Raw genomic sequence first — 18,930 nt, 5'->3', positions numbered from 1 at the left:
AGGACGCGACACTGCGTCCGCACCGAACGGAGGCCGATGAACATGAACGAGAAGAAGTGGTCTGTGGAGATCGTCATCGACGAGCACGACGCCGACGAAGGCGGCTCCAGAACCCGGGCGCAGGCCCGGCTCCGAACCCGCGACACCCACACCCTGGTCGGGGTCGGGCTCGCACGCCGGAATCCCGCGGACACCGAGATCCCCGAGATCGGGGACGAACTGGCCACGGCACGTGCGTTGGCCGACCTCGCCCACCAATTGATCGAGCTCACCGCGGCCGACGTGGAAGCGGCCACGCACAGCCGCGTCCATCTCACCGAATAATCGGCCCCGCAGGGTCGGTAAAGGAGTCAGCGCATGGAAGGGCAACCTACCGCGAACACCGGTGCGAGTGTCTTGAATCGTCTCGGCCTCGACCACCTGATCGAGGTGCTTCGCGCCCGCGGCTATTGCGTCGTCGGTCCCACCGTGGAGGATTCGGCCATCGTTCTCGTCGAACTCGAATCCGGTGTGCAGCTGCCGTCCGGCTGGGGTGTGACAACCGGGGCCGGGACGTATCGGCTGCGTCGGCGAGACGACACCGCGGTCTTCGGTCACTCGGCGGGTCCGCAGTCGTGGAAACGATTCCTTCATCCGCCCCGGCAGCAGCAGTGGTCCCTCGACCGGGACGGTGCCTTCACCGGACCGGGCCACAACGAGCGGCCCTACGCATTCGTGGGGGTCCGCGGCTGTGATCTCGCGGCGATCTCGGCCCTGCGCCGGGTGCTGTGTCCGGACCCCGATTCCGACAGCGCCACAGCCCGCAGGTTCCGGCGACTGTTCATCGTGGCCGCCCATTGCACCGAGCCCGGTGAGGTCTGTTTCTGCGCCTCGATGGGCACCGGCCCGGCGGCCGGCCCTGGGTACGACCTGGCGCTGACCGAGCGCATCGACGACGACGGTCATCGGTTCGTCGTCGAGGTCGGCACAGAGTCCGGTGCCGACGTTCTGGCCGGGATCGCCCACCGCGCCGCCGCGACCGCAGAGGTCGACGACGCCCGGCACGCTGTGAGCACCGCAGCCGGCCGGATGGGACGGGCCATGCCCGAGGTCGATCTTCGTACGTTGCTCCGCGATGCACGCGGTGCCGACGTCTGGGAGGACGTTGCCAGCCGGTGCCTGACCTGCGGCAACTGCACCATGGTGTGCCCTACCTGCTTCTGCACCACCAGTGAGGACGTCACCGATCTGACGGGGGAGCACGCCGAGCGGTGGCTGCACTGGTCGTCGTGCTTCGAACCCGACTTCAGCTATGTGCACGGCGGGAACGTCCGGACATCGGGGGAAAGCCGGTACCGGCAGTGGATGTCCCACAAACTCGGCACCTGGTTCGACCAGTTCGGCAGCTCCGGTTGTGTGGGATGCGGACGGTGCATCGACTGGTGCCCCGTCGGTATCGACATCACCGCAGAGGCCGCGCGGCTGATCGAGATCATGCCGGCGTACCGGCCGAAGGATGACCGGGAGGAGCCGTGAACGCCGAAATATCGACGCTGCCACGTGCCCTCGGCCACCTCAGCCGCGAACACCGGCTCCGGCTCGCGGAACTCAGCACCCCGGTTCGCTTCGCCGAGGGAGAGTATGTCTTCCGCGAGGACGAGCCGGCGACGCGGTGCTGGCTGCTCGGCACCGGAAGTGTCGTCCTGACCACCCTGGTACCCGGCCGGGGCACCGTCGCACTCGAAACCCTGCACGGTGGTGACGTTCTCGGCTGGTCCTGGCTCGGCGCCCGGCAGGTGTGGCAGTTCGATGCACGGGCCACGGTAACCACAGTCGCTGCAGAGGTGGACATCGCCGCGCTCGAGCAGATGGCGCTCAGCCGTCCCGACTTCGGATATGCCGTCACCCGCGCGATGTCCGGGGTGCTCATAGCCCGGTTGCAGTCCACTCGCGCGCGACTCCTCGACCTCTACGCGAACCGGGGGGACCGGTGACCGCAATGGCGGACGACCGCGCGCTGCCGACCAGATACCGGGTCGTGTCCCGATCGGTGGAGACACGCGACTCGGTCACCATGACACTCGCCCCGGCCACCACACCTCCGACGCCGCTCGCGCAGTTCACCCCCGGCCAGTTCATGATGCTGTACGCCTACGGGGTCGGCGAGGTCGCGATCTCGGTGTCCGGTGACCCGTCGGCCACGGACGGAACCCTGGTCCACACGATCCGGGATGTCGGGGCCGTGAGCCGAGCACTCCACGATGCCCCGCTCGGCACGATCATCGGTGTGCGGGGCCCCTTCGGGCGGGGCTGGAAAATGGCCGGAGGCCCGGATCGCGACCTCGTGATCGTCGCCGGGGGAGTGGGATTGGCGCCCCTGCGCCCGGTAATCCTCGCCGCGCTGGCCACCAGGGAGAAGCTCCGCCGGCTCACTCTCGTCGTCGGCGCCCGCACCCCGGCGGATATCCTCTACCGTGCCGAACTCGAGACATGGCGGGCCCGCACGGACCTCGCGGTGGAGTTGACGATCGACCAGCCGATCGCGGGATGGACGGGCGGCGTCGGCTTCGTCACCGAAGCCCTGCACCGAGTGGACCTCGACCCCGAACGCACCACCGCACTGCTGTGCGGACCGGAGCCGATGATGCGGTTCTGCGCCCGGGCACTGACCGACCGCCTCGTCAGTCCGCACGACATTCAGGTGTCCGTGGAACGGAACATGCAGTGCGGCATCGGGGCCTGCGGACACTGCCAACTCGGCGAACTGCTGCTGTGCCGGGACGGTCCCGTCGTCGACTACGCCACCGCCGAACCACTCCTACGGGTACCGGAGCTGTGATGAGCGCACCACCGATCACCAAACCGAAACTCGCCGTCTGGAAGTTCGCCTCCTGTGACGGCTGTCAACTCACCCTGCTCGACTGCGAGGACGAGCTGCTCGCACTGTCCGAGGCCGTGGAAATCTCGCACTTCCTGGAGTTGTCCGACACGATCACCGCGGGCCCGTACGATCTGTCGCTGGTCGAGGGGTCGATCACCACGATCGCCGACCGGGACCGCATCCGCGCGGTGCGGGCGCAGTCCCGGTACCTGGTCACCATCGGGGCCTGCGCGACGGCTGGCGGCATCCAAGCGCTACGCAACTTCGCCGATATCGACGACTTCTTGGCGGTGGTCTACGCGAGACCTGAGTACATCGACACCCTCGCCACCTCGACCGCGATCTCGGCGCACGTCCCCGTCGACTTCGAGCTGCGTGGTTGCCCGATCGACCGGCGCCAGCTCCTCGAGGTCATCACCGGGTACCTGGCGGGCCGGCGGCCGAACATCCCGAACACCTCCGTGTGCACCGAGTGCAAGCGACGCGGACTGACGTGTGTGATGGTAGCCGACGGCACACCGTGCCTCGGCCCGGTCACCCATTCCGGGTGCGGTGCGCTGTGCCCGTCGGTCTCCCGTGGTTGCTACGGCTGCTTCGGCCCCACCACCGACCCGAACCTCGCCGCGATGAGCGGGTGGCTACGCAGGTGCGGGATGAACGAGGACGCCATAGACCGCATTTTCGCCACGTTCAACGTGGCGGCCTACGGATCGGAAGGGCACGACCGTGGCGCCGCGAAGTAGGGAACTGGTCGTACGCGCCCTCGCCAGGGTCGAGGGCGAGGGCCGCGTCGACGTGACCGTGCGCGAGGGGAGAGCAGAACGCGTCGAACTCAACATCTACGAGCCGCCCCGCTTCTTCGAGAGCTTTCTCCGCGGCCGCCACTTTCTCGAGCCCCCGGACATCACCTCGCGTATCTGCGGCATCTGCCCGGTTGCCTATCAGGTGAGCGCCTGCAATGCCATCGAGCAGGCATGCGAACTCGAGCTCGACGGCGCGGTGATGGATCTGCGGCGACTGCTGTACTGCGGCGAGTGGATCGCGAGCCACGTGCTGCACATCTACTTCCTGCACGCACCCGACTTTCTGGGGCTCCCGGATACGGTTGCCCTCGCCCAGCGTGAGCGGCAGGCCGTCGAGCGGGGACTGGCGCTCAAGAAGGCGGGAAACGCGATCCTCGATGCGATCGGTGGCAGGCCGATCCACCCGGTCAATGTCCGAATCGGCGGATTCTATCGGGTGCCCACGAAGGCCGAGCTGGTTTCTCTGTCTGACCAACTGCGGTCGGCACTCGATCACGCCGTCGCGACCGTGGAATGGGTGTCGTCGTTCGCCTTCCCCAACGTCGAACTCGAGCACGACCTCCTCGCACTGCATCACGACTCCCGCTACGCCATCGAGGACGGCGAGATCTGGTCGTCGACCGGGCTGCACTGCACCGCCGACGAATTCCCGGATCACATGGTCGAGCATCAGGTGCCGTACTCGACCGCGTTGCACGCCGAGCTCGACGGCCGCCGGTATCTCACCGGACCGCTGGCTCGGTACTCGCTCAACTCGTGTCAGCTCGGTGGTGCGGCAGCGGACGCTGCCGCTGCCGTAGGGCTGGGCGGGCAGTGCCGAAATCCGTTTCGCAGCATCGTTGTCCGCGCCGTCGAGGTCGTCTACGCCGTCGAGGAAGCGTTGCGGATCATCGACCGATACCAGCGCCCCGCTCGGCCGTTTACCGCCGGGCCACCGATACGCACGGTCGGACACGGGGTCAGCGAGGCGCCCCGCGGGCTGCTGTATCACCGATACGAGTTCGACCCCACCGGACTGATCCGCGCCGCCACCATCATTCCTCCGACCTCGCAGAATCAGGCCGCCATCGAGCACGACCTACGGCGCACGGTAGACGCGAACCTCACGCTGGCAGACAACGAGCTGACAGCGCTGTGCGAACGAACCATCCGCAACTACGATCCGTGCATCTCCTGCGCCACACACTTCCTGACACTGACGATCGACGGCCGATGACGATCGTGGTGATCGGTCTGGGAAACGATCTTCGCCGCGACGACGGAATCGGACCGACGGTCGCGCGAGCAGTGGCTCCGAAGGTCGGCCCAGACGTCCAGACCGTCGCCTCCGGAGGTGACCCCGTGGCGCTCCTGGAGCTGTGGGCCGGCGCGGATCTCACGGTGATCGTCGATGCCGTCATCTGCGACCCGCCCCGACCCGGCGTCGTACACCGGCTCACTCCGGCCGAACTCGACGCAATGCGGGCGGGGATGTTCAGCACACACGGAATCTCCCTCAACGACGCGGTGCGGCTCGGTGCGGTGCTGGATCGGCTTCCGCGCAGGATGGTCATCCTGGCTGTGGAAATCGCTGATCTGGATGATGGTCGCGGGCTTTCACCCGCGGTGGGCCGCGCTGTCGATGCGGTGGTCTCGGCGGTGCTGTCGGAGATCGGTGCGCCGTCCGAGCGAGTGGTGTGAACGTCCGTGGGGGCGATCTGTTCGTCAACTACGGGAGTGTGGGCGGCGGATCGAGAACACCGACTCGAGGGGACGTCGCGGTGTCTGACGCGGCGGAACCTTCTTCTCAGTCGTACCTATCCGGATCAGGGTTTGCGGAAAGCCGCGGGCGGGGAGCAGTTCGCGGATCATTTCCCGGCTCTGATGGAGTTCGGTCATGTGGGTCAGCGGACACGTGGCGAGACCGCCGACGGTAGCCTCCAGAAGCACCGAGGACAGGGCCTCACCGGCCCGGAGCCACGCATCGCGACCGTCGGTGTCGGTGCTCAACACCAGAACAGTCGAGCGATCGATCTCCGCGGCCGAGTCGTTGTCGCGGCCGGCGGGGAAGCGGCGCCCGATGTCGACGCGGTCACGGTTCTGCGCGGTCGCGAGGGAATCCACTGGTATACCACCCTGTCGAAGGGAATGACCCGCCCACCAATGGAGCTCGGCCTGGTAGGCGGAGTCGTATTTCCGCGCTGCCGCCGTCATTTCGGTCGCCTTCGCAAGTGCCGGGCGGGCGTCCTGCCCCAGTACCGTCAAGTGGACGCCCCTGCTGCGCACCATGTCGGGCAAGGTGGCAGGCATGGGGGTCTTCACGCTGACCGGGCCGAACGGCCTGCGGTCGGAATATCGGTGCCGGATCGCCGCCAGCAGGTCGAATTCGTGCGACTGAGGTCGCGCGCCGTGGCGGAATCGAATCGTCGCCAGGTGCGCGGAGTGCGGGCCGTCGGGGGTTCGCTGGATGTCCGCGGACCATCTCAGCCCAGTCATTGCGGTCTGGAGATGGTTCAGCGCCGCACCGCAACTGATCACCAATTGCCGGCCCGACGGGTCCGCCGACGCCAGAAGCCGGCCGCGTTCGGTGTAGAGGTCGAGTTGACCGTCGGCGTACGTCCACTGCCACGGCTGGCTGTTGTGTACCGACGGTGCACGGCAGGCGAGGTCTACGGCGATGCGGATGACGTTTTCGTCGGGAAGGGTGCTGTCCATGATCGGCTCCTCACTGATGCGCGCTCCGCCGGGGTCTGGGGCGGACAATCGGTGCGTGCAACCAGTATTCGCCACCCGCCGAACGGGAGTAAGGGCCGATGGTCACTGCCAGGACATCGCCGTCGATTCGGGTCGGAAGACCCTACTGGCGACAACTGTGCGCTGCAAGCCTGAGAACATGTCCAGCGGCATCGCCATTCGCACGCTCGACCTCACCAAGCGGTTCGGCACCCTGTTGGCCCTGGACTCGGTGGAGCTGAACATCGTCGAGGGTGAGATCTTCGGCTATCTCGGCCCCAACGGCGCCGGGAAGTCGACCACGCTGCGTCTGCTCGTGGGGTTGCTACGTCCGACTGCGGGATCGGCGCGAGTCTTCGGCCTCGACCCATGGTCGTCGGCACCCGCAGTTCATCGCCTGATCGGCTATGTCCCGGGCGAATTGGCACTCTACGACCGCCTGACCAGCCGCCAGCACATCACGTTCTTCGGGCACCTGCGTGGCCGGCCCGACGACAAAGCGGCAACGGTGATCGCCGATCGGCTCGACCTCGATCTCGATCGGCCCGTCCGGACGATGTCGAAAGGAAACCGCCAGAAGCTCGCACTGGTCCTCGCACTGATGTCCAGCCCACAGCTGCTTATTCTCGACGAACCTACCGGTGGGCTCGATCCACTCGTGCAACACGAGTTTCATGCAATGATGCGTGAGCACACCGCGGCCGGCGGAACAGTCTTGTTGTCATCTCACATACTCAGTGAAGTTCAGCAGGTGGCCGACCGCGTCGGTGTACTGCGGGAGGGTCGCCTCATCGCCGTCGAAAGCCTTCACGAACTACGCCAGAAGTCGCTGCACCACGTCACCGCCGAGTTCGCGGCGCCGATTCAGGAATCGGACTTTCGCGAGTTGGCCGGCATCCGTGACCTCACCATCAACGGCGCCACGCTGACGTGCAGCGCCCCCCAGTCTGCGCTGGACGCCCTTATCAGGCGGATCTCGCAATTCCGCATCGTTGATTTCGCATGCGCCGAGGCCGACCTCGACGAGACGTTCATGGCGTTCTACGAGATCGGGGCCCGAAATGCTGCATAGCGTACTGACCAAGACGTTGTACGACCAGCGGCGAGCGTTCCCTGCATGGGTTGCCGGGCTCGCGCTGCTCGTGGCGATGTACGTGGCGATCTGGCCGAGTGTCCGCGACCAGCCGTCGATGAATCAATTCCTCGATCAGATGCCGGAGGCATTCCGTGCACTCTTCGCGATGGCCGGTGCCGACATGTCCACCCCCGTCGGATACATCCAGATCGAACTGCTGTCGTTCATGGGCCCGATGCTGCTCCTGATCTATGCGGTCGGGGCGGGTGCGGCGGCGATTGCCGGAGAGGAGGAGCGGGGAACGCTCGATCAGTTGCTCGCCACACCGCTCAGTCGCGGGCGAATCCTCACGGAGAAATTCGGTGCCCTCACCGCGGGCACGGTGGCGCTCTCGGCGGTCATGGGCCTCGCTCTGCTCGGGGAGGGGATACTCGCCGACATGGATCTTCCGGTGGGAAACGTCGCGGCGGCAATGGTGCACCTGGCGCTTCTGGCGCTGGTCTTCGGCGCACTCGCCTTGGCGATCGGCGCCGTCACTGGCCACCCCGCGCTGAGTCGCTCGGTTCCTGCCGTAGTCGCGATCCTGGCATACGTACTGAACGGCCTCGGTCCCGTGGTGTCGTGGTTGGCGCCGTGGCAACGATATTCCCCGTTCTATCAATATGCCGCCCATGACCCGTTGCGCCACGGGTTCTCGCCTGCGGCAGCAGCGGTGTCCGCGTTGACGGTTGTGGTGTTGCTCGGGATCGCGCTCGTCGGGTTCGCCCATCGCGACGTGATGCGGTAGCCGTGACGTCGACGTGGACACCTCCTCTCGAGCCGGTCGTCGTCGGAGTCGACAACACCGCAGCAGCGAGAGCGGCCGCGCGCTGGGCCGGGGCGGTCGCGGAGCAGATGGGAACGACGCTGCACCTGGTTCACGTGCTCCCCCGGGCCCCCGCCTTCTACGCGGAACCTCGTCCTCTGCCGTCGTACGACGACAATCGCATTGCGGGAGAGACGTTGCTGGCGGGCGCGTTGCGCAGCATCAGGTCCGACCGGCATGCGCTATCGGTGGAGTGCTCCCTGCTGACCGGCTCGACGGCGGCCGACGTCCTGCTGCCGTTGGCGAACTCGGCGTCGATGGTGGTGATCGGGTCGACGGCAACCGGCCCGGTGCAGGGATACCTGAATGCGACGGCATTGCGACTTGCTCATCACTCCCGATCCCCGGTCGTGGTATGGCGGGGAACCGAAAAACACGCGGTCCCCGATCGTCGCACGGTCGTCGTCGGTGTGGACGGCAGCCGGTGCAGTGTCGCCGCCGTAGCCGATGGCTTCGATTTCACGGCGCGATTCGACGCGCCGCTGGTGGCAGTGCACTCGTGGGGGTCAGGTTTTCCACACCCCGCAGAGAACGAAGCCGACGAGGTCGCAGTCTGGCAACGGGAACGGGCAGTTCTGGCGGAAAGCCTCGCTGGTTGGGGCGAACGATATCCGGACGTGGTCGTGCGAGAAGTCGTCGAGTGCGGCGGCGCAGGCGAGGTATTGCTCCGCTGGTGTACGGACGCGCAGCTTCTCATCGTCGGAAGCCACGGGCACGGCGCGCTTGGTCGTGCGGTCCTCGGGTCGACGAGTCAGGACATGCTTCACCGGGCTCGGTGTCCGGTCATGATCAGTAAGGTTGACCGTGACGCCGCCAACGGTGCATGACGGGACAGTGGAATTCGGTAGTCGTGGACATCGCTGAGTTCCACGCCTACGGCTACGCCGCCGCCCTGCTGATCGGGCTCGGGCTGGGAATCGAGCGGGAACACACGGCACGGACCCCACCAGACGGTGAAGACCCGGGATCGTGGGAATTGCCGGGAGCCCGTACCTTTCCGCTCATCGCCCTTGCCGGCGCCATCGCGACGCATCTCGGCACCGAAGTAGTCACTGCGGCTTTCGTGGGGATCGCGGCCCTCATCGTAGGGTGGTACTGGGTGCGCACCCATATCCCGCCACGACCGGACGTCGGGACCACCACCGCGTTCGCTGCCCTGGTGGCCTTCTTGCTCGGCGCTCTCGCCTGGCACTATCCGTCACTTGCCGTCGCGCTCGGAGTGATCGTGCTCGTCCTTCTGTCCGTCAAATATCCCATGCACCAGTTCGCGGAGCGCATGATCGACGAGCGCGACATCACGGACTTCTGCGTACTGCTCGCAATCGCCTTCCTCGTCCTACCACTACTTCCGGACCGCGACGTCGGACCCTACGGTGCGTTGAACCCCGCGACGATCGGCCGACTGCTGCTCATGCTGAGCCTGATCGGCTGGATGGGCTACGTAGCCACCCGGATCCTCGGCCCCCGGTGGGGACTGCTGATCGTCGGCTTCGGTGGGGGATTCGTCTCCGGCGCTGCGACCACCGCCGTGATGGCACGGACAGCGCGCCGAGAACACGATTCGCCTGATGCCCTACCTGCGGCTCTTATTGTGAATCTGTCCACCATCGTGCTCGTCGTCGGCATCACCTGGGTCGTCAATGCCGAGGTATCGGCACAACTGGCACTGATATTCGGTGGAGCCGCCGCACTGGTTGTCGCGGAGACCGCCGTTCTCGTGCTTCGTGGATCGCACGACAGGACGCCGGCCAGCGGCGGCGAGCAGGCACAGCCGGCGACGGGCTTGCTCGACCGCCCGATCTCGGTGCCGACAACCCTCTCACTGGCAGGGATCCTGCTCGTTCTCCTCATCATGACGAAGGGCGCCGCCGACATGTTCGGTGGTGGCGGTGTGATCGCCGCATCGGCCGTCGGCGGATTCGCTGACGCACATTCCTCGTCGCTCGCCGCTGCGTCCGCCGCAGGCGCCGAGATCACCGTCGGCACCGCGACGGCGGCTGCAGTGGTTGCCGTCGGAACGAACCTGCTCACCAAGCTGGTTCTCGCCGCCGTCGCCGGTTCGTTCCGGTTCGCCGTCACGCTGGCGGTGTGGCTGGCCCCACCGGTCGCTGTGACGGCACTGACCGTGTGGGTCGTGCTCGTTCGGTGATCGGCCGAGGTGCGCCGGTGCGGTCGTTGCGCCCCGGGGTGTCGATGACCTACGGCCCTAGAGGCATCGGGCAGCGGGCGCAACACTCGAAACTACGACGACGCAGGAGACACGATGATCGGCGGAGTACAAGATAGACCGACGGGCGCGTTGTGAACACGCGAGCGGCCCCCGTGGTACCCGACCGGCGCACCGTCGAAGTAACTGTGGCGCGGGCGTGCCGTGCCCCATCCCTGCACAACAGCCAGCCGTGGCATTGGGTGATGAGCGCAACCGAGCTGCGGCTCTACAGCGATCCCGACCGACTGTTACCTGCCACCGACGGCTTCGGTCGTCAGATGGTGATCTCCTGCGGTGCAGCGTTGAATCATCTCGAGTACGCATTCGCGGCACATCATTGGCGCCCTCTGATCGAACGACTGCCGCGCTCATCCAACCGGCAACTGTTGTCGACAATCGGCTTCGCCCCGGCCCCGAACCCGACAGATTTCGTCGCCCGAATGGCGGCGGCGATCGAACGACGACGAACGGAACGACTGCCCCTGGATGCGCCGCCCGCGTGGCGGGAGACACTTGAACAGTTGGTGCGCATCACGGCGGGCACAGGCGTCGACCTCGAAGACTTGGGCGAGCGAAGCCGCCCCGCACTCGAGGAAGCATCACGCCGAATGACCGGCTTACGGCACGACGACCCTACCTATCAAGCCGAACTGCGGTGGTGGTCGGGGCGTGGACTGTTTCCGGACGGTGTGCCGGAACAGGCGCGCCCATCCGACCGGCAGCAACACGCGGTGCACCTCTCGCGAGAGTTTCCGCCCGGCCGCGCGAGCACACCCGACGGAAGCCCATCGGAAGACCGATCCGCGATCCTGCTGCTCTCCACATCCGCAGACTCGCGACTTGATTGGCTGCGGAGCGGCGAAGCGCTCTCGTCCGTCCTCCTTGCATGCACGGATCGTGGGCTCGCCACCTGTCCTGTCACCCATCTGACCGAACGTGCTTCGACCCGCACAATGTTGCGAGAGCTGTCGTCGGGGGCGGGGATGCCGCAGGTCCTGATCAGGGTGGGAGCGAGTACCAGAGCTCCGACGCCACCGACCACGCCCAGACGCCCGTTATCGGAGGTCTTGGTTCGCGAGCGGCCGGCTCCGAGCAACGCGCATGGTGAGTAGCTGCGGGCGGAAACCCTCCGCACAGTGTAGCTGTCAGCCCAACGACGTAGCTGTCAGCCCAACGACGCGAGGCACACCGTTGACATGATCGAAGCCCAGGCAATGATCGGACATCGCAGAGGAGGTCACCCATGGTCGATCCGGCGATCATTGTAGGAGTGGACGGATCCCGATCGTCGCTGGATGCGGTGCGGTGGGCCACCCGAGAGGCTACAGTTCGTGGCGATCCGCTAATATTATTGTCCTGCAGCACCTATCGAGGCACGAAAGATGGACCGCGTCTCGTCGAAGAGCTCCATGCCCGAGCCGAGCGGGCCATTTCAGAAGCGCTCGAGGCCGCACGCGCGGCATCCACCGATGCCGGCATCGACATCCGGGCCGAGGTGTCCCACCAGTACGCTCCGGGCTCCCTCGTCGACCGATCCGCCGGTGCAATAATGGTCGTGCTCGGCCGCCGGGGACTCGGCGAGTTCACCGGCGGGCTGATCGGCTCCGTGAGTTCAGCCGTGGCCCAGCATGCACAGTGCCCGGTAGCACTGATCGACGGCTGGTCGAGAGTCGCGGACGGCAGAGGACCCGTCGTCGTCGGTGTCGACGGATCGCCGAACAGTCAACGAGCCCTCGGTCTGGCGTTCGAAGAGAGTTCCCTTCACCACGCGCAACTGATCGCACTGCACGCCTGGTCCGACCAAGACCTGTCGACGCTCCCGGTCGGTGTCGAGCAGACCCTGGAGCAGTCAGTGCTCGAGACCAGCGTGGGCGGATGGTGTGAACGGTTCCCTGACGTCTCGGTGCGGCAGAAACTCGTTCGAGACCGCCCGGTGCGCCATCTCCTCGAAATGGCCGACGACGCCCAGATGATCGTCGTCGGCAGCCGAGGACGGGGCGGCTTCCCCGGGATGACGCTCGGCTCGACCAGCGCGGCCTTGATGCACATCACTCCGTGTCCGCTTCTGATTGCCAGGCCGTGCACTAGCAAATAATGGTCAATACGTTCGCCAACCATCGGATCGCGGACCGCCGTCCCGAAGATCGAGGACAGCGCGAACAAGGGCGATGACCTTGGGCCCTACATCTGCACCCCGGTCCGGCGCGACACTCGAAGGAGCAATCGCAGGAGGCCGTCATGATCGAGGAACAGACGCTGGTGGTGCGAATGTGGCGATTGAGGCCGTGGAGCGGGAACCGCCTGATGCGGGGAAGCGACCGCCTCGAATCCATGCTCGTCCTCTTCGTCGTCGCCCTGATCCTGATCTTGGTGCCCCTCGCCGCGGCCTTCGGTACCGCCACCAACACACGCCTCAATGACCAGTCCCGCGCCGACCGAGAAACTCGACATCAGATAGCGGCAGTGCTCCTCGCGGACGCCACCGTGAACCTGGCGGATACCACCCCGGCAACGGGTGCCACGGGACAGGCCCCGGCCCAGTGGGCCGCGAATGGCACCACACACACCGGAGTAGTGCAGACTGGACCGGAAACGAAGGCAGGACAAACGATCAGCATCTGGATCGACCCAGACGGCAACCTCGCCGACGCGCCGAAGACAGGCACGGAGAACGGGTTGGAGGCCGTAGGCGCCGCACTCGCCCTATGGACGATCAGTGCGACGGCCTGCCTCGCGGTGCTGATGGGAATTCGCTGGGCAGAAGCGAGATACCGTCTGTCACAGTGGGACCGGGAGTGGAGGAACCTCGGGAAAGCCCCAGGATGGCCCGTCAGCTGACAACCATCACACGGCGCGGCGCGGCAGGCCGAAGATCCGGGGTGAGACCACCGCTGATGCCGGACAGAAGAAGACGATGATAGGGAAGGGCGAGGCCGAAGGCACGTGGACGACAACCTGAGCTTCCTGGACGCGGGTTTCCTCGAAACGGAGGACTCCGACCCACACGCGAGCCTGACCATCGGAGCCCTCGCCATCATGGAGGGACCCGTTCCCGGGCACGACGAGTTTCGTGACACCGTGGCCGCACGTTTCGCGAAGCTCCCGCACGCCCGAGACAGGGTTCACACCGTCCCCCTGGACTTCAGCGCACCCTCATGGTCACCGGACCCCCATTTCGACCTCGGTCATCACCTGCGGAGGGTCGCGCTCCCGGAGCCAGGGGAGGAGGAGGACTTGTTCGGCTTCGTCGCCCGGGTCATGGCACACCGACTCGACCGCGACCGCCCCTTGTGGGAATGCTGGGTCGTAGAAGGCCTCACCTGCGACCGCTGGGCCGTGCTGACCAAGATTCATCACTGCATGGCGGATGGAATCACCGGGACGAAACTGTTCGAAGCGATGTGTGACGAAGTCGTGGCCGAAACGTCGAGCGCTGCACAGTCCGACACCGACACCGACACCGAAGTGGTGCCGACCGGCGGCACACGCCTCGAGAGAGTCGAGAGCCTCGCACACTCGACAATCGAGTTCCTTTCCCCGGCGCGGCAACTACGGCTCGTCTCCGAGACATTGGCCGTTCCGCGCCGACTCACAGCCGCCGGCATCGGCGTCGCAACCGGCCTGACGCACTTGCTGTCCGAGATGCTGACCTCGTCTACGGACACTTCGCTGATCGGATCGATCGGGCGCCAACGCCGCTATTGCGCCGCGCGAGTCCGGATGCACGACGTACGAGAAATCTGCAGCACGTACCAGGTTACTGTGAACGATGTCGCACTCGCCGCGATCACCACCGGTCTACGGCAGCTGCTCGTGAATCGGGGCGAGCGTCCCGAACCGCACACGGTCCGTACGCTTGTTCCCGTCTCCGTCCGCTCCACCGCCGAGGAACGGGCGATCCACAATCAGGTCTCGCTCATGCTGCCCTTCCTGCCCGTCGACATCGAAGACCCGGTCGAGCAGTTGGTCGCCGTCCATAACCGGCTCACAGCACACAAGGCGAGTAAGGAGGCCGAAGGGGGCAAGGCGTTCACTGCGGTGGCCCAGTACGGTCTCTTCATGCCCATGGCCTGGGCCGTACGGCTCGCCACCCGGTTCCCTCAACACAGCGTCGTCGCCGTCGCAACCAATGTCCCCGGACCGAAGGCCACACGCCATATGATGGGGCGGATGATCCTGGAGATCTTCCCGTATGTCCCGATCGCCCTGCGGCTGCGGATCGGGATCGCGATCCTCAGCTACGGCGACCATCTCGCCTTCGGTCTCACCGGCGACTACGACACCACACCGGACCTCACCGACCTCTCCACCTCGATCGAACGAGGGGTACTGACCCTTCTCTCCTCGGCACGCGCCGCCGATGCAGCAACCGAATGAAGGCGGTCCCGAAGACCCGGTTGGCAGCGGTGAAAAGCATCGAGGTTGACATACCAATCAATTCGACCCACCGTCGATGAGGAGCATATGGTGCCTGACCCCTCACCCGTTCACCGGTCTTCCCGGCATCACAGTGTCGATCGCATCGGCCCAGGCGATGTGATCGAGCTCGTCTCGGATGTCGGACCGGTGCCCCTGAATGTCGGCGCGATACTCTTCGTGGCCGCTGAGAACGGCGTGGACATTTCTGCCGTCGAGGCCACGTTCACGCAGCGGATCGAAGAGATTCGACGCTTGCGGCAGCGTCTGGTCAGGGCGCCGTGGGGCTTGGGCCGACCGTATTGGGTCGACGACGACAGATTCGAGGTCGGGGTCCATGTGTCCCGGGTGCACTGCCCGAGCCCGGGGGATCGTGACACTGCCCTCGCCTGCGCTGTGGACGCGGTTACCAGGCCGTTGCCGTGGACGCGGCCATTGTGGCGGTCGGCGATCATCACCGATCTCGTCGGTGGTCAGATCGGTCTGGTGATGGTGATGCACCATGTCCTGGCCGACGGAATCGGCGGCCTCGCCGTCCTCGCGCGCCTCGTCGACGGCACGGACGCGACGGAGCCGCCACACGGTGTCGCAGCCCCGTCTTCGGCGCCCCGACCGAGTGACCTCCTGTACGACTGCGTTGCCGAACGCCTCGACACGCTGCGCCGACTACCGGGCGCCGTCGCACGTATGCGGGGTGGCTGGTCGGAACTCGGCCGCGGCCGCGGCAGGCGTGCACCGAGGTGTTCCCTGAATGTCGCCACCGGCTTCCGCCGCAAGGTGGTGTCCCTCGACGTCCACCTCGACGAGGTGCGGGCAGTAGGCCATCGGCTGGGGGCCACCGTCAACGATGTCCTATTAGTCGCCGCCACAGGGGCTTTGGCCGCACTTCTGCGTGAGAGAAACGAGTTCCCCCTGGAGTTGGTGGTTTCGGTGCCCGTCTCAGCCCGGCGATCGACGACAAGTGGGCACCTGGGAAACCGGGTCGGTGTGATGCCGGTCCGCGTACCGCTCGCAGGAACCTTCGAAGAGCGGCTCACCATCGTTGCAGGTCGTACCCGCGCCCAGAAGACCCGAACCCGCGGTACCTCCTCGGCGTTGATCGGACCTATCCTTCGGCTCCTGGCCGCCGTACGGTTGTTTCGGTGGTTCCTCGACCGTCAGCAACTCGTCAACTCGTTTCTGACCGACCTGGCCGGCCCACCCCGACAACTCGCCATCGCTGAAACCCCGATCACAAGCATCGTGCCGATTACCGCCACTGCGGGGAACATCGGCGCCGCCTTTGCGGCACTGTCCTACGCAGACACCCTGACGGTCACGATCATTGTCGACCCCGATGTCGTGCCGGAGATTCACACCCTCGCCGAGGCTCTGCAACAACAATTCCGGACGGCTACCGAATGACTGCAGAGGCAACCTCGGCCTCATCACGGATCAGTCGCAGTAGCGGCCCGCTCATCGCCGTGACGAATGGACCCACGACCGTCCAATACCTGCGAAACGTCCGCCGCGCCCCTGCATCGGTGCCGTGGACTCGGACCTCGGTGGCCAGGATGGACGTACGAGTGTCGTATGCCAGAGCCGTGAAACTCCAAGCACCGATACCATATCCGGGAAGGGAGAACGTGCGGAAGTCTTCCGGCTCCCACTCGACGCGACCGTAGCCTTTCTCCCACCAGCGTCCGATGAACCCGAGTACGATCGCGTGTTCGGGCTCCTCCGCAAGAAGATGGAACCCGCCGTCGGGTTCCAGCAGTTGGTCGAAACGAAACTGCGACCCGCTCGGGACGTGTGCACACCGGCGTGAACGGAGTGCGTCGATCGCGATACGGGCTCGGTTCGGCAACGCGACCACAGGCGACTGGAAGAAGTCGACGCTGCGGATGGCTGAGAAGATCTCCGAGGCAGATGCATATATGACTTGCGTGCGGAGAATGCGTTGTTCATACGTCGGCAGCTGGGCTTCGATCAGACTCGAGGTGAGACCGGAGTCGTCCACCACGATGGACCTCCTGGAGGTAGTTTCGAGGCCGAATCACACCCCGCTGTCTCGACAGATATAGCTATCGAACGATGAGGAGTGGGCAGACGACCGAATGCATCAACGCCCTACTGGTCGACCCAAGCAGCATACTGGAAAATCCCCCTCTCCCTCGACTCCCGACAACGAGAAGTTGCGCGTGTTCGGCTTGCTCACGCAGGTGTCGGATGGGCCGATCCCTGACCACGATGGTGCGCACCTTCACGTCCGGGAAGTTATCCGCGTAGCCGGCGAGATTCTCGGACAACAACGCGGTTTCGTTGGCCGCATCCCGCTCCCACTCGGCATCGGTGCCGCCGTCCAAGGAGAGTTCCAGAACAATATCGGACCATGCGTGGACGGCAACGAGTTCCGACTGCCGCTGAGCTGCTTCCTCGAAGGCCATCGAGATAGCTGGTTCGCTGTGTTGAGTACCGTCGACGCCGACAACAACCGGTCTGGGGTGGCCGTTTATGTCGCGATCGGGTATTCCGCGGATCACGGCCACCGGGCATGTGGCGTGGGTAGCCACCGCCGAACTGACCGATCCCAGGACGGTGCGTTCGATGATTCCCCGTCGGTTGGCACCGACCACGAGCATCGAAGCATCGGCGGACCGTGCAAGTAGTTCACCGGCGGGAGTTCCGGTGCAGAGTGTGGTGACGATCTCAATGTTGTGGCCGGGCACTGCATCACGGGCGGCCTGCGCCGCACGGTTTAACCTCTCCTGACCGTCGCGTTCTTCGTCTTGGAAAAAGCTGGCGGGCATGCCGATCGGGACTCCGTACGTGCCCGGAACGAACGCCGTCGTGATCAGCGACAGGGGCGTGGCGCGGAGCGCGGCTTCCCTGGCCGCCCACGAAACAGCCTGCAACGATGATGGTGAGCCGTCGATTCCTACGACGATCGGGCGGTGGCCGGACATGGTGCACTCCTCGGGGTTGCTGGCGCCGAATTTCTGCCTTTGGTACTCATCGTTGCGGCCCGCGTGTGACCCCCGTAGGGGAGAAGGTCACAAGCCCGACGACCAAGGACTTGGGTGTCTCGGAACGGGCGGCTCGCGACCCGCGATTCCGCAAGCCGTGCGTCAGCAAAGCGGCAGCCCGGGAGGTGACCAAGGGCTCTGGCACCGCAGACCGGCGGTGACGACACTGAGACAATGGATGCAATCGCACCCCGCGAGATCACATATACCGGGTATCGGCCCGGCGGTATCCGGTTGATCGGGATTCATTCCGACATTTCCGAGAACGGACGGAATCCTTCGCGACCGTCGGCGGTCGCCGGCGGACCGTTCTCGGGGAAGGGATCGGACTGTGAGTGATCGCAACACCGGTGCTGCGGGAGGTGGGGCGATCTACGCCCTGGGCATCTTCGGAGCCTGGGTGTGGTTCTGGCAGCAGGCGGACGCGTTCTGGGACTACGTCCTCGCGATCGTCCAGGGGCTACTGTGGCCGGCCTGGATGGTCTACGACGTCTTCAAGACCCTCGCCGGCTGAGCGTTCCGGTCGAACGGCCACTCGGACGGCAGGAGCGAACCAGAGCTTGGTGACGAAGGTTTGAGGCCGGCGCTCGGTACACCACGCGCGCCGGGGACGAACACGGTGGTGGCCAACGTGAGCGGCGTCCTCCGCAGCGCAGCTTCCTCCGCCGCGCACACCACGGCCTGCAAGGACGACTGCGATCCGTCGACTCCGACTACGATCGGCCGGTGGTCGGTCATGATCTCGCCTCGGGTTCACGCGGATCATCCAGTCACCACAACCATCGTCGCGCAGACTTGATCGGCGCCGCAGAGGCCAAGGTCCATACTCCGCCAGCAGAACAGTCGATTCGCGCAGGCGCGCATGGTGAGCCATCTCCGTCGGCGAGCGGCGTAGCTGCACCTTCCACCGCGACCGATGGTGCTCGCGCTGGCAGGGATGCCGAGTTCGGCAGACGCCCAATGCAGCCTTGAACGATTTCGCCCA

At 65.8% G+C, this 18,930-nt stretch carries 20 protein-coding genes and 1 pseudogene; 17 read left to right on the top strand and 4 right to left on the bottom strand.

Translation table 11 applies throughout. The features are described from left to right. Nucleotides 1–36 precede the first annotated feature (36 nt). Genes BLV94_RS46840 through BLV94_RS46810 form a run of 7 tightly spaced genes read left to right on the top strand, consistent with a single transcriptional unit; the run spans nt 37 to nt 5,343 of the window. Entirely contained in the window at nt 37–324 is a 288-nt protein-coding gene (locus BLV94_RS46840) for a DUF1876 domain-containing protein (RefSeq protein ID WP_072950058.1), read from the top strand. Between the two features lie 33 nt (nt 325–357). Next, nucleotides 358–1,515, top strand: a complete 1,158-nt coding sequence (locus tag BLV94_RS46835) for a 4Fe-4S dicluster domain-containing protein (protein WP_072950055.1) — start codon at nt 358–360, stop codon at nt 1,513–1,515. Further along, a complete protein-coding gene (locus BLV94_RS46830) occupies nt 1,512–1,973 on the top strand; it encodes a cyclic nucleotide-binding domain-containing protein (protein WP_072950053.1) in 462 nt (153 codons plus the stop codon). The genes BLV94_RS46835 and BLV94_RS46830 overlap by 4 nt, the downstream gene beginning before the upstream one ends. Nucleotides 1,974–1,978: 5 nt before the next feature. Then, on the top strand, nt 1,979–2,818 hold the full coding sequence (locus BLV94_RS46825) for an FAD/NAD(P)-binding protein (protein ID WP_371851615.1): 840 nt from the start codon (nt 1,979–1,981) through the stop codon (nt 2,816–2,818). Next, nucleotides 2,818–3,603, top strand: a complete 786-nt coding sequence (locus BLV94_RS46820; protein ID WP_072950050.1) for an NADH-quinone oxidoreductase subunit B family protein — start codon at nt 2,818–2,820, stop codon at nt 3,601–3,603. The genes BLV94_RS46825 and BLV94_RS46820 overlap by 1 nt, the downstream gene beginning before the upstream one ends. After that, nucleotides 3,587–4,879, top strand: a complete 1,293-nt coding sequence (locus BLV94_RS46815) for a Ni/Fe hydrogenase subunit alpha (protein WP_072950048.1) — start codon at nt 3,587–3,589, stop codon at nt 4,877–4,879. The genes BLV94_RS46820 and BLV94_RS46815 overlap by 17 nt, the downstream gene beginning before the upstream one ends. Further along, entirely contained in the window at nt 4,876–5,343 is a 468-nt protein-coding gene (locus tag BLV94_RS46810; protein WP_072950046.1) for a hydrogenase maturation protease, read from the top strand. The genes BLV94_RS46815 and BLV94_RS46810 overlap by 4 nt, the downstream gene beginning before the upstream one ends. Nucleotides 5,344–5,367: 24 nt before the next feature. On the opposite strand, the gene BLV94_RS46805 is transcribed toward BLV94_RS46810, so the two are convergent. Continuing rightward, entirely contained in the window at nt 5,368–6,357 is a 990-nt protein-coding gene (locus BLV94_RS46805) for an Acg family FMN-binding oxidoreductase (RefSeq protein WP_072950044.1), read from the bottom strand. 178 nt (nt 6,358–6,535) lie between these two features. Here BLV94_RS46805 and BLV94_RS46800 point away from each other — a divergent pair, with 178 nt between their 5' ends. From BLV94_RS46800 to BLV94_RS46760, 9 genes are all read left to right on the top strand, one after another. Further along, nucleotides 6,536–7,447: an ABC transporter ATP-binding protein gene (locus BLV94_RS46800; RefSeq protein WP_072950079.1), complete on the top strand. Its 912-nt coding sequence runs from the start codon at nt 6,536–6,538 to the stop codon at nt 7,445–7,447. After that, nucleotides 7,437–8,237, top strand: coding sequence for an ABC transporter permease subunit (locus BLV94_RS46795; protein ID WP_072950042.1), 801 nt, complete (start codon nt 7,437–7,439; stop codon nt 8,235–8,237). The genes BLV94_RS46800 and BLV94_RS46795 overlap by 11 nt, the downstream gene beginning before the upstream one ends. Nucleotides 8,238–8,239: 2 nt before the next feature. Beyond that, nucleotides 8,240–9,142 carry a universal stress protein gene (locus BLV94_RS46790; RefSeq protein WP_072950040.1) on the top strand — a complete coding sequence of 301 codons (903 nt, stop codon included), beginning with the start codon at nt 8,240–8,242 and terminating at the stop codon, nt 9,140–9,142. 23 nt (nt 9,143–9,165) lie between these two features. Then, nucleotides 9,166–10,464 (top strand): MgtC/SapB family protein, encoded by a 1,299-nt coding sequence (locus BLV94_RS46785; protein ID WP_083395998.1) that lies wholly within the window; start codon nt 9,166–9,168, stop codon nt 10,462–10,464. Nucleotides 10,465–10,616: 152 nt separating this feature from the next. Beyond that, the gene (locus BLV94_RS52275) at nt 10,617–11,636 is read left to right on the top strand and encodes an Acg family FMN-binding oxidoreductase (RefSeq protein ID WP_425272521.1); all 1,020 of its coding nucleotides are present in this window, start codon (nt 10,617–10,619) and stop codon (nt 11,634–11,636) included. Nucleotides 11,637–11,767: 131 nt separating this feature from the next. Beyond that, nucleotides 11,768–12,619 carry a universal stress protein gene (locus BLV94_RS46775; RefSeq protein WP_072950033.1) on the top strand — a complete coding sequence of 284 codons (852 nt, stop codon included), beginning with the start codon at nt 11,768–11,770 and terminating at the stop codon, nt 12,617–12,619. 143 nt (nt 12,620–12,762) lie between these two features. Then, complete coding sequence (locus tag BLV94_RS46770) at nt 12,763–13,362, top strand: Rv1733c family protein (RefSeq protein WP_072950031.1); 600 nt, start codon at nt 12,763–12,765, stop codon at nt 13,360–13,362. A 105-nt stretch (nt 13,363–13,467) separates the two neighbouring features. After that, entirely contained in the window at nt 13,468–14,901 is a 1,434-nt protein-coding gene (locus tag BLV94_RS46765; RefSeq protein ID WP_072950029.1) for a wax ester/triacylglycerol synthase family O-acyltransferase, read from the top strand. A gap of 87 nt (nt 14,902–14,988) precedes the next feature. After that, complete coding sequence (locus BLV94_RS46760; RefSeq protein ID WP_072950026.1) at nt 14,989–16,344, top strand: wax ester/triacylglycerol synthase domain-containing protein; 1,356 nt, start codon at nt 14,989–14,991, stop codon at nt 16,342–16,344. Here the strand turns inward: BLV94_RS46760 and BLV94_RS46755 are convergent. Together BLV94_RS46755 and BLV94_RS46750 are read right to left on the bottom strand one after the other, a co-directional pair. Next, nucleotides 16,334–16,939: a hypothetical protein gene (locus BLV94_RS46755; RefSeq protein ID WP_072950024.1), complete on the bottom strand. Its 606-nt coding sequence runs from the start codon at nt 16,937–16,939 to the stop codon at nt 16,334–16,336. The two genes, BLV94_RS46760 and BLV94_RS46755, sit on opposite strands and share 11 nt — an antisense overlap. Nucleotides 16,940–17,003: 64 nt before the next feature. Beyond that, nucleotides 17,004–17,885 carry a universal stress protein gene (locus tag BLV94_RS46750; RefSeq protein ID WP_072950022.1) on the bottom strand — a complete coding sequence of 294 codons (882 nt, stop codon included), beginning with the start codon at nt 17,883–17,885 and terminating at the stop codon, nt 17,004–17,006. A gap of 391 nt (nt 17,886–18,276) precedes the next feature. Between BLV94_RS46750 and BLV94_RS46745 the strand changes: the two genes are divergently transcribed. Beyond that, nucleotides 18,277–18,459: a hypothetical protein gene (locus BLV94_RS46745; protein WP_072950020.1), complete on the top strand. Its 183-nt coding sequence runs from the start codon at nt 18,277–18,279 to the stop codon at nt 18,457–18,459. A gap of 74 nt (nt 18,460–18,533) precedes the next feature. Here BLV94_RS46745 and BLV94_RS51360 read toward each other — a convergent pair. Continuing rightward, nucleotides 18,534–18,683 (bottom strand): annotated as a pseudogene (locus tag BLV94_RS51360) (universal stress protein); the annotation flags it as partial. Nucleotides 18,684–18,930: the final 247 nt, after the last annotated feature.

The organism is Rhodococcus koreensis (assembly GCF_900105905.1).
Taxonomy (GTDB): Bacteria; Actinomycetota; Actinomycetes; order Mycobacteriales; family Mycobacteriaceae; genus Rhodococcus_F; species Rhodococcus_F koreensis.
Note: the sequence above shows the minus strand (reverse complement) of the source record. Positions and strands in the feature narration are given on the sequence as shown.

Excerpts from the sequence above, each read along its gene's own strand:
- BLV94_RS46840 (WP_072950058.1), top strand. The coding sequence starts at position 37 with ATGAACATGAACGAGAAGAAGTGGTCTGTGGAGATCGTCATCGACGAG.
- BLV94_RS46835 (WP_072950055.1), top strand. The coding sequence starts at position 358 with ATGGAAGGGCAACCTACCGCGAACACCGGTGCGAGTGTCTTGAATCGT.
- BLV94_RS46825 (WP_371851615.1), top strand. The coding sequence starts at position 1,979 with ATGGCGGACGACCGCGCGCTGCCGACCAGATACCGGGTCGTGTCCCGA.
- BLV94_RS46820 (WP_072950050.1), top strand. The coding sequence starts at position 2,818 with ATGAGCGCACCACCGATCACCAAACCGAAACTCGCCGTCTGGAAGTTC.
- BLV94_RS46810 (WP_072950046.1), top strand. The coding sequence starts at position 4,876 with ATGACGATCGTGGTGATCGGTCTGGGAAACGATCTTCGCCGCGACGAC.
- BLV94_RS46805 (WP_072950044.1), bottom strand. The coding sequence starts at position 6,357 with ATGGACAGCACCCTTCCCGACGAAAACGTCATCCGCATCGCCGTAGAC.
- BLV94_RS46800 (WP_072950079.1), top strand. The coding sequence starts at position 6,536 with ATGTCCAGCGGCATCGCCATTCGCACGCTCGACCTCACCAAGCGGTTC.
- BLV94_RS46795 (WP_072950042.1), top strand. The coding sequence starts at position 7,437 with ATGCTGCATAGCGTACTGACCAAGACGTTGTACGACCAGCGGCGAGCG.
- BLV94_RS46775 (WP_072950033.1), top strand. The coding sequence starts at position 11,768 with ATGGTCGATCCGGCGATCATTGTAGGAGTGGACGGATCCCGATCGTCG.
- BLV94_RS46770 (WP_072950031.1), top strand. The coding sequence starts at position 12,763 with ATGATCGAGGAACAGACGCTGGTGGTGCGAATGTGGCGATTGAGGCCG.
- BLV94_RS46760 (WP_072950026.1), top strand. The coding sequence starts at position 14,989 with ATGGTGCCTGACCCCTCACCCGTTCACCGGTCTTCCCGGCATCACAGT.
- BLV94_RS46750 (WP_072950022.1), bottom strand. The coding sequence starts at position 17,885 with ATGTCCGGCCACCGCCCGATCGTCGTAGGAATCGACGGCTCACCATCA.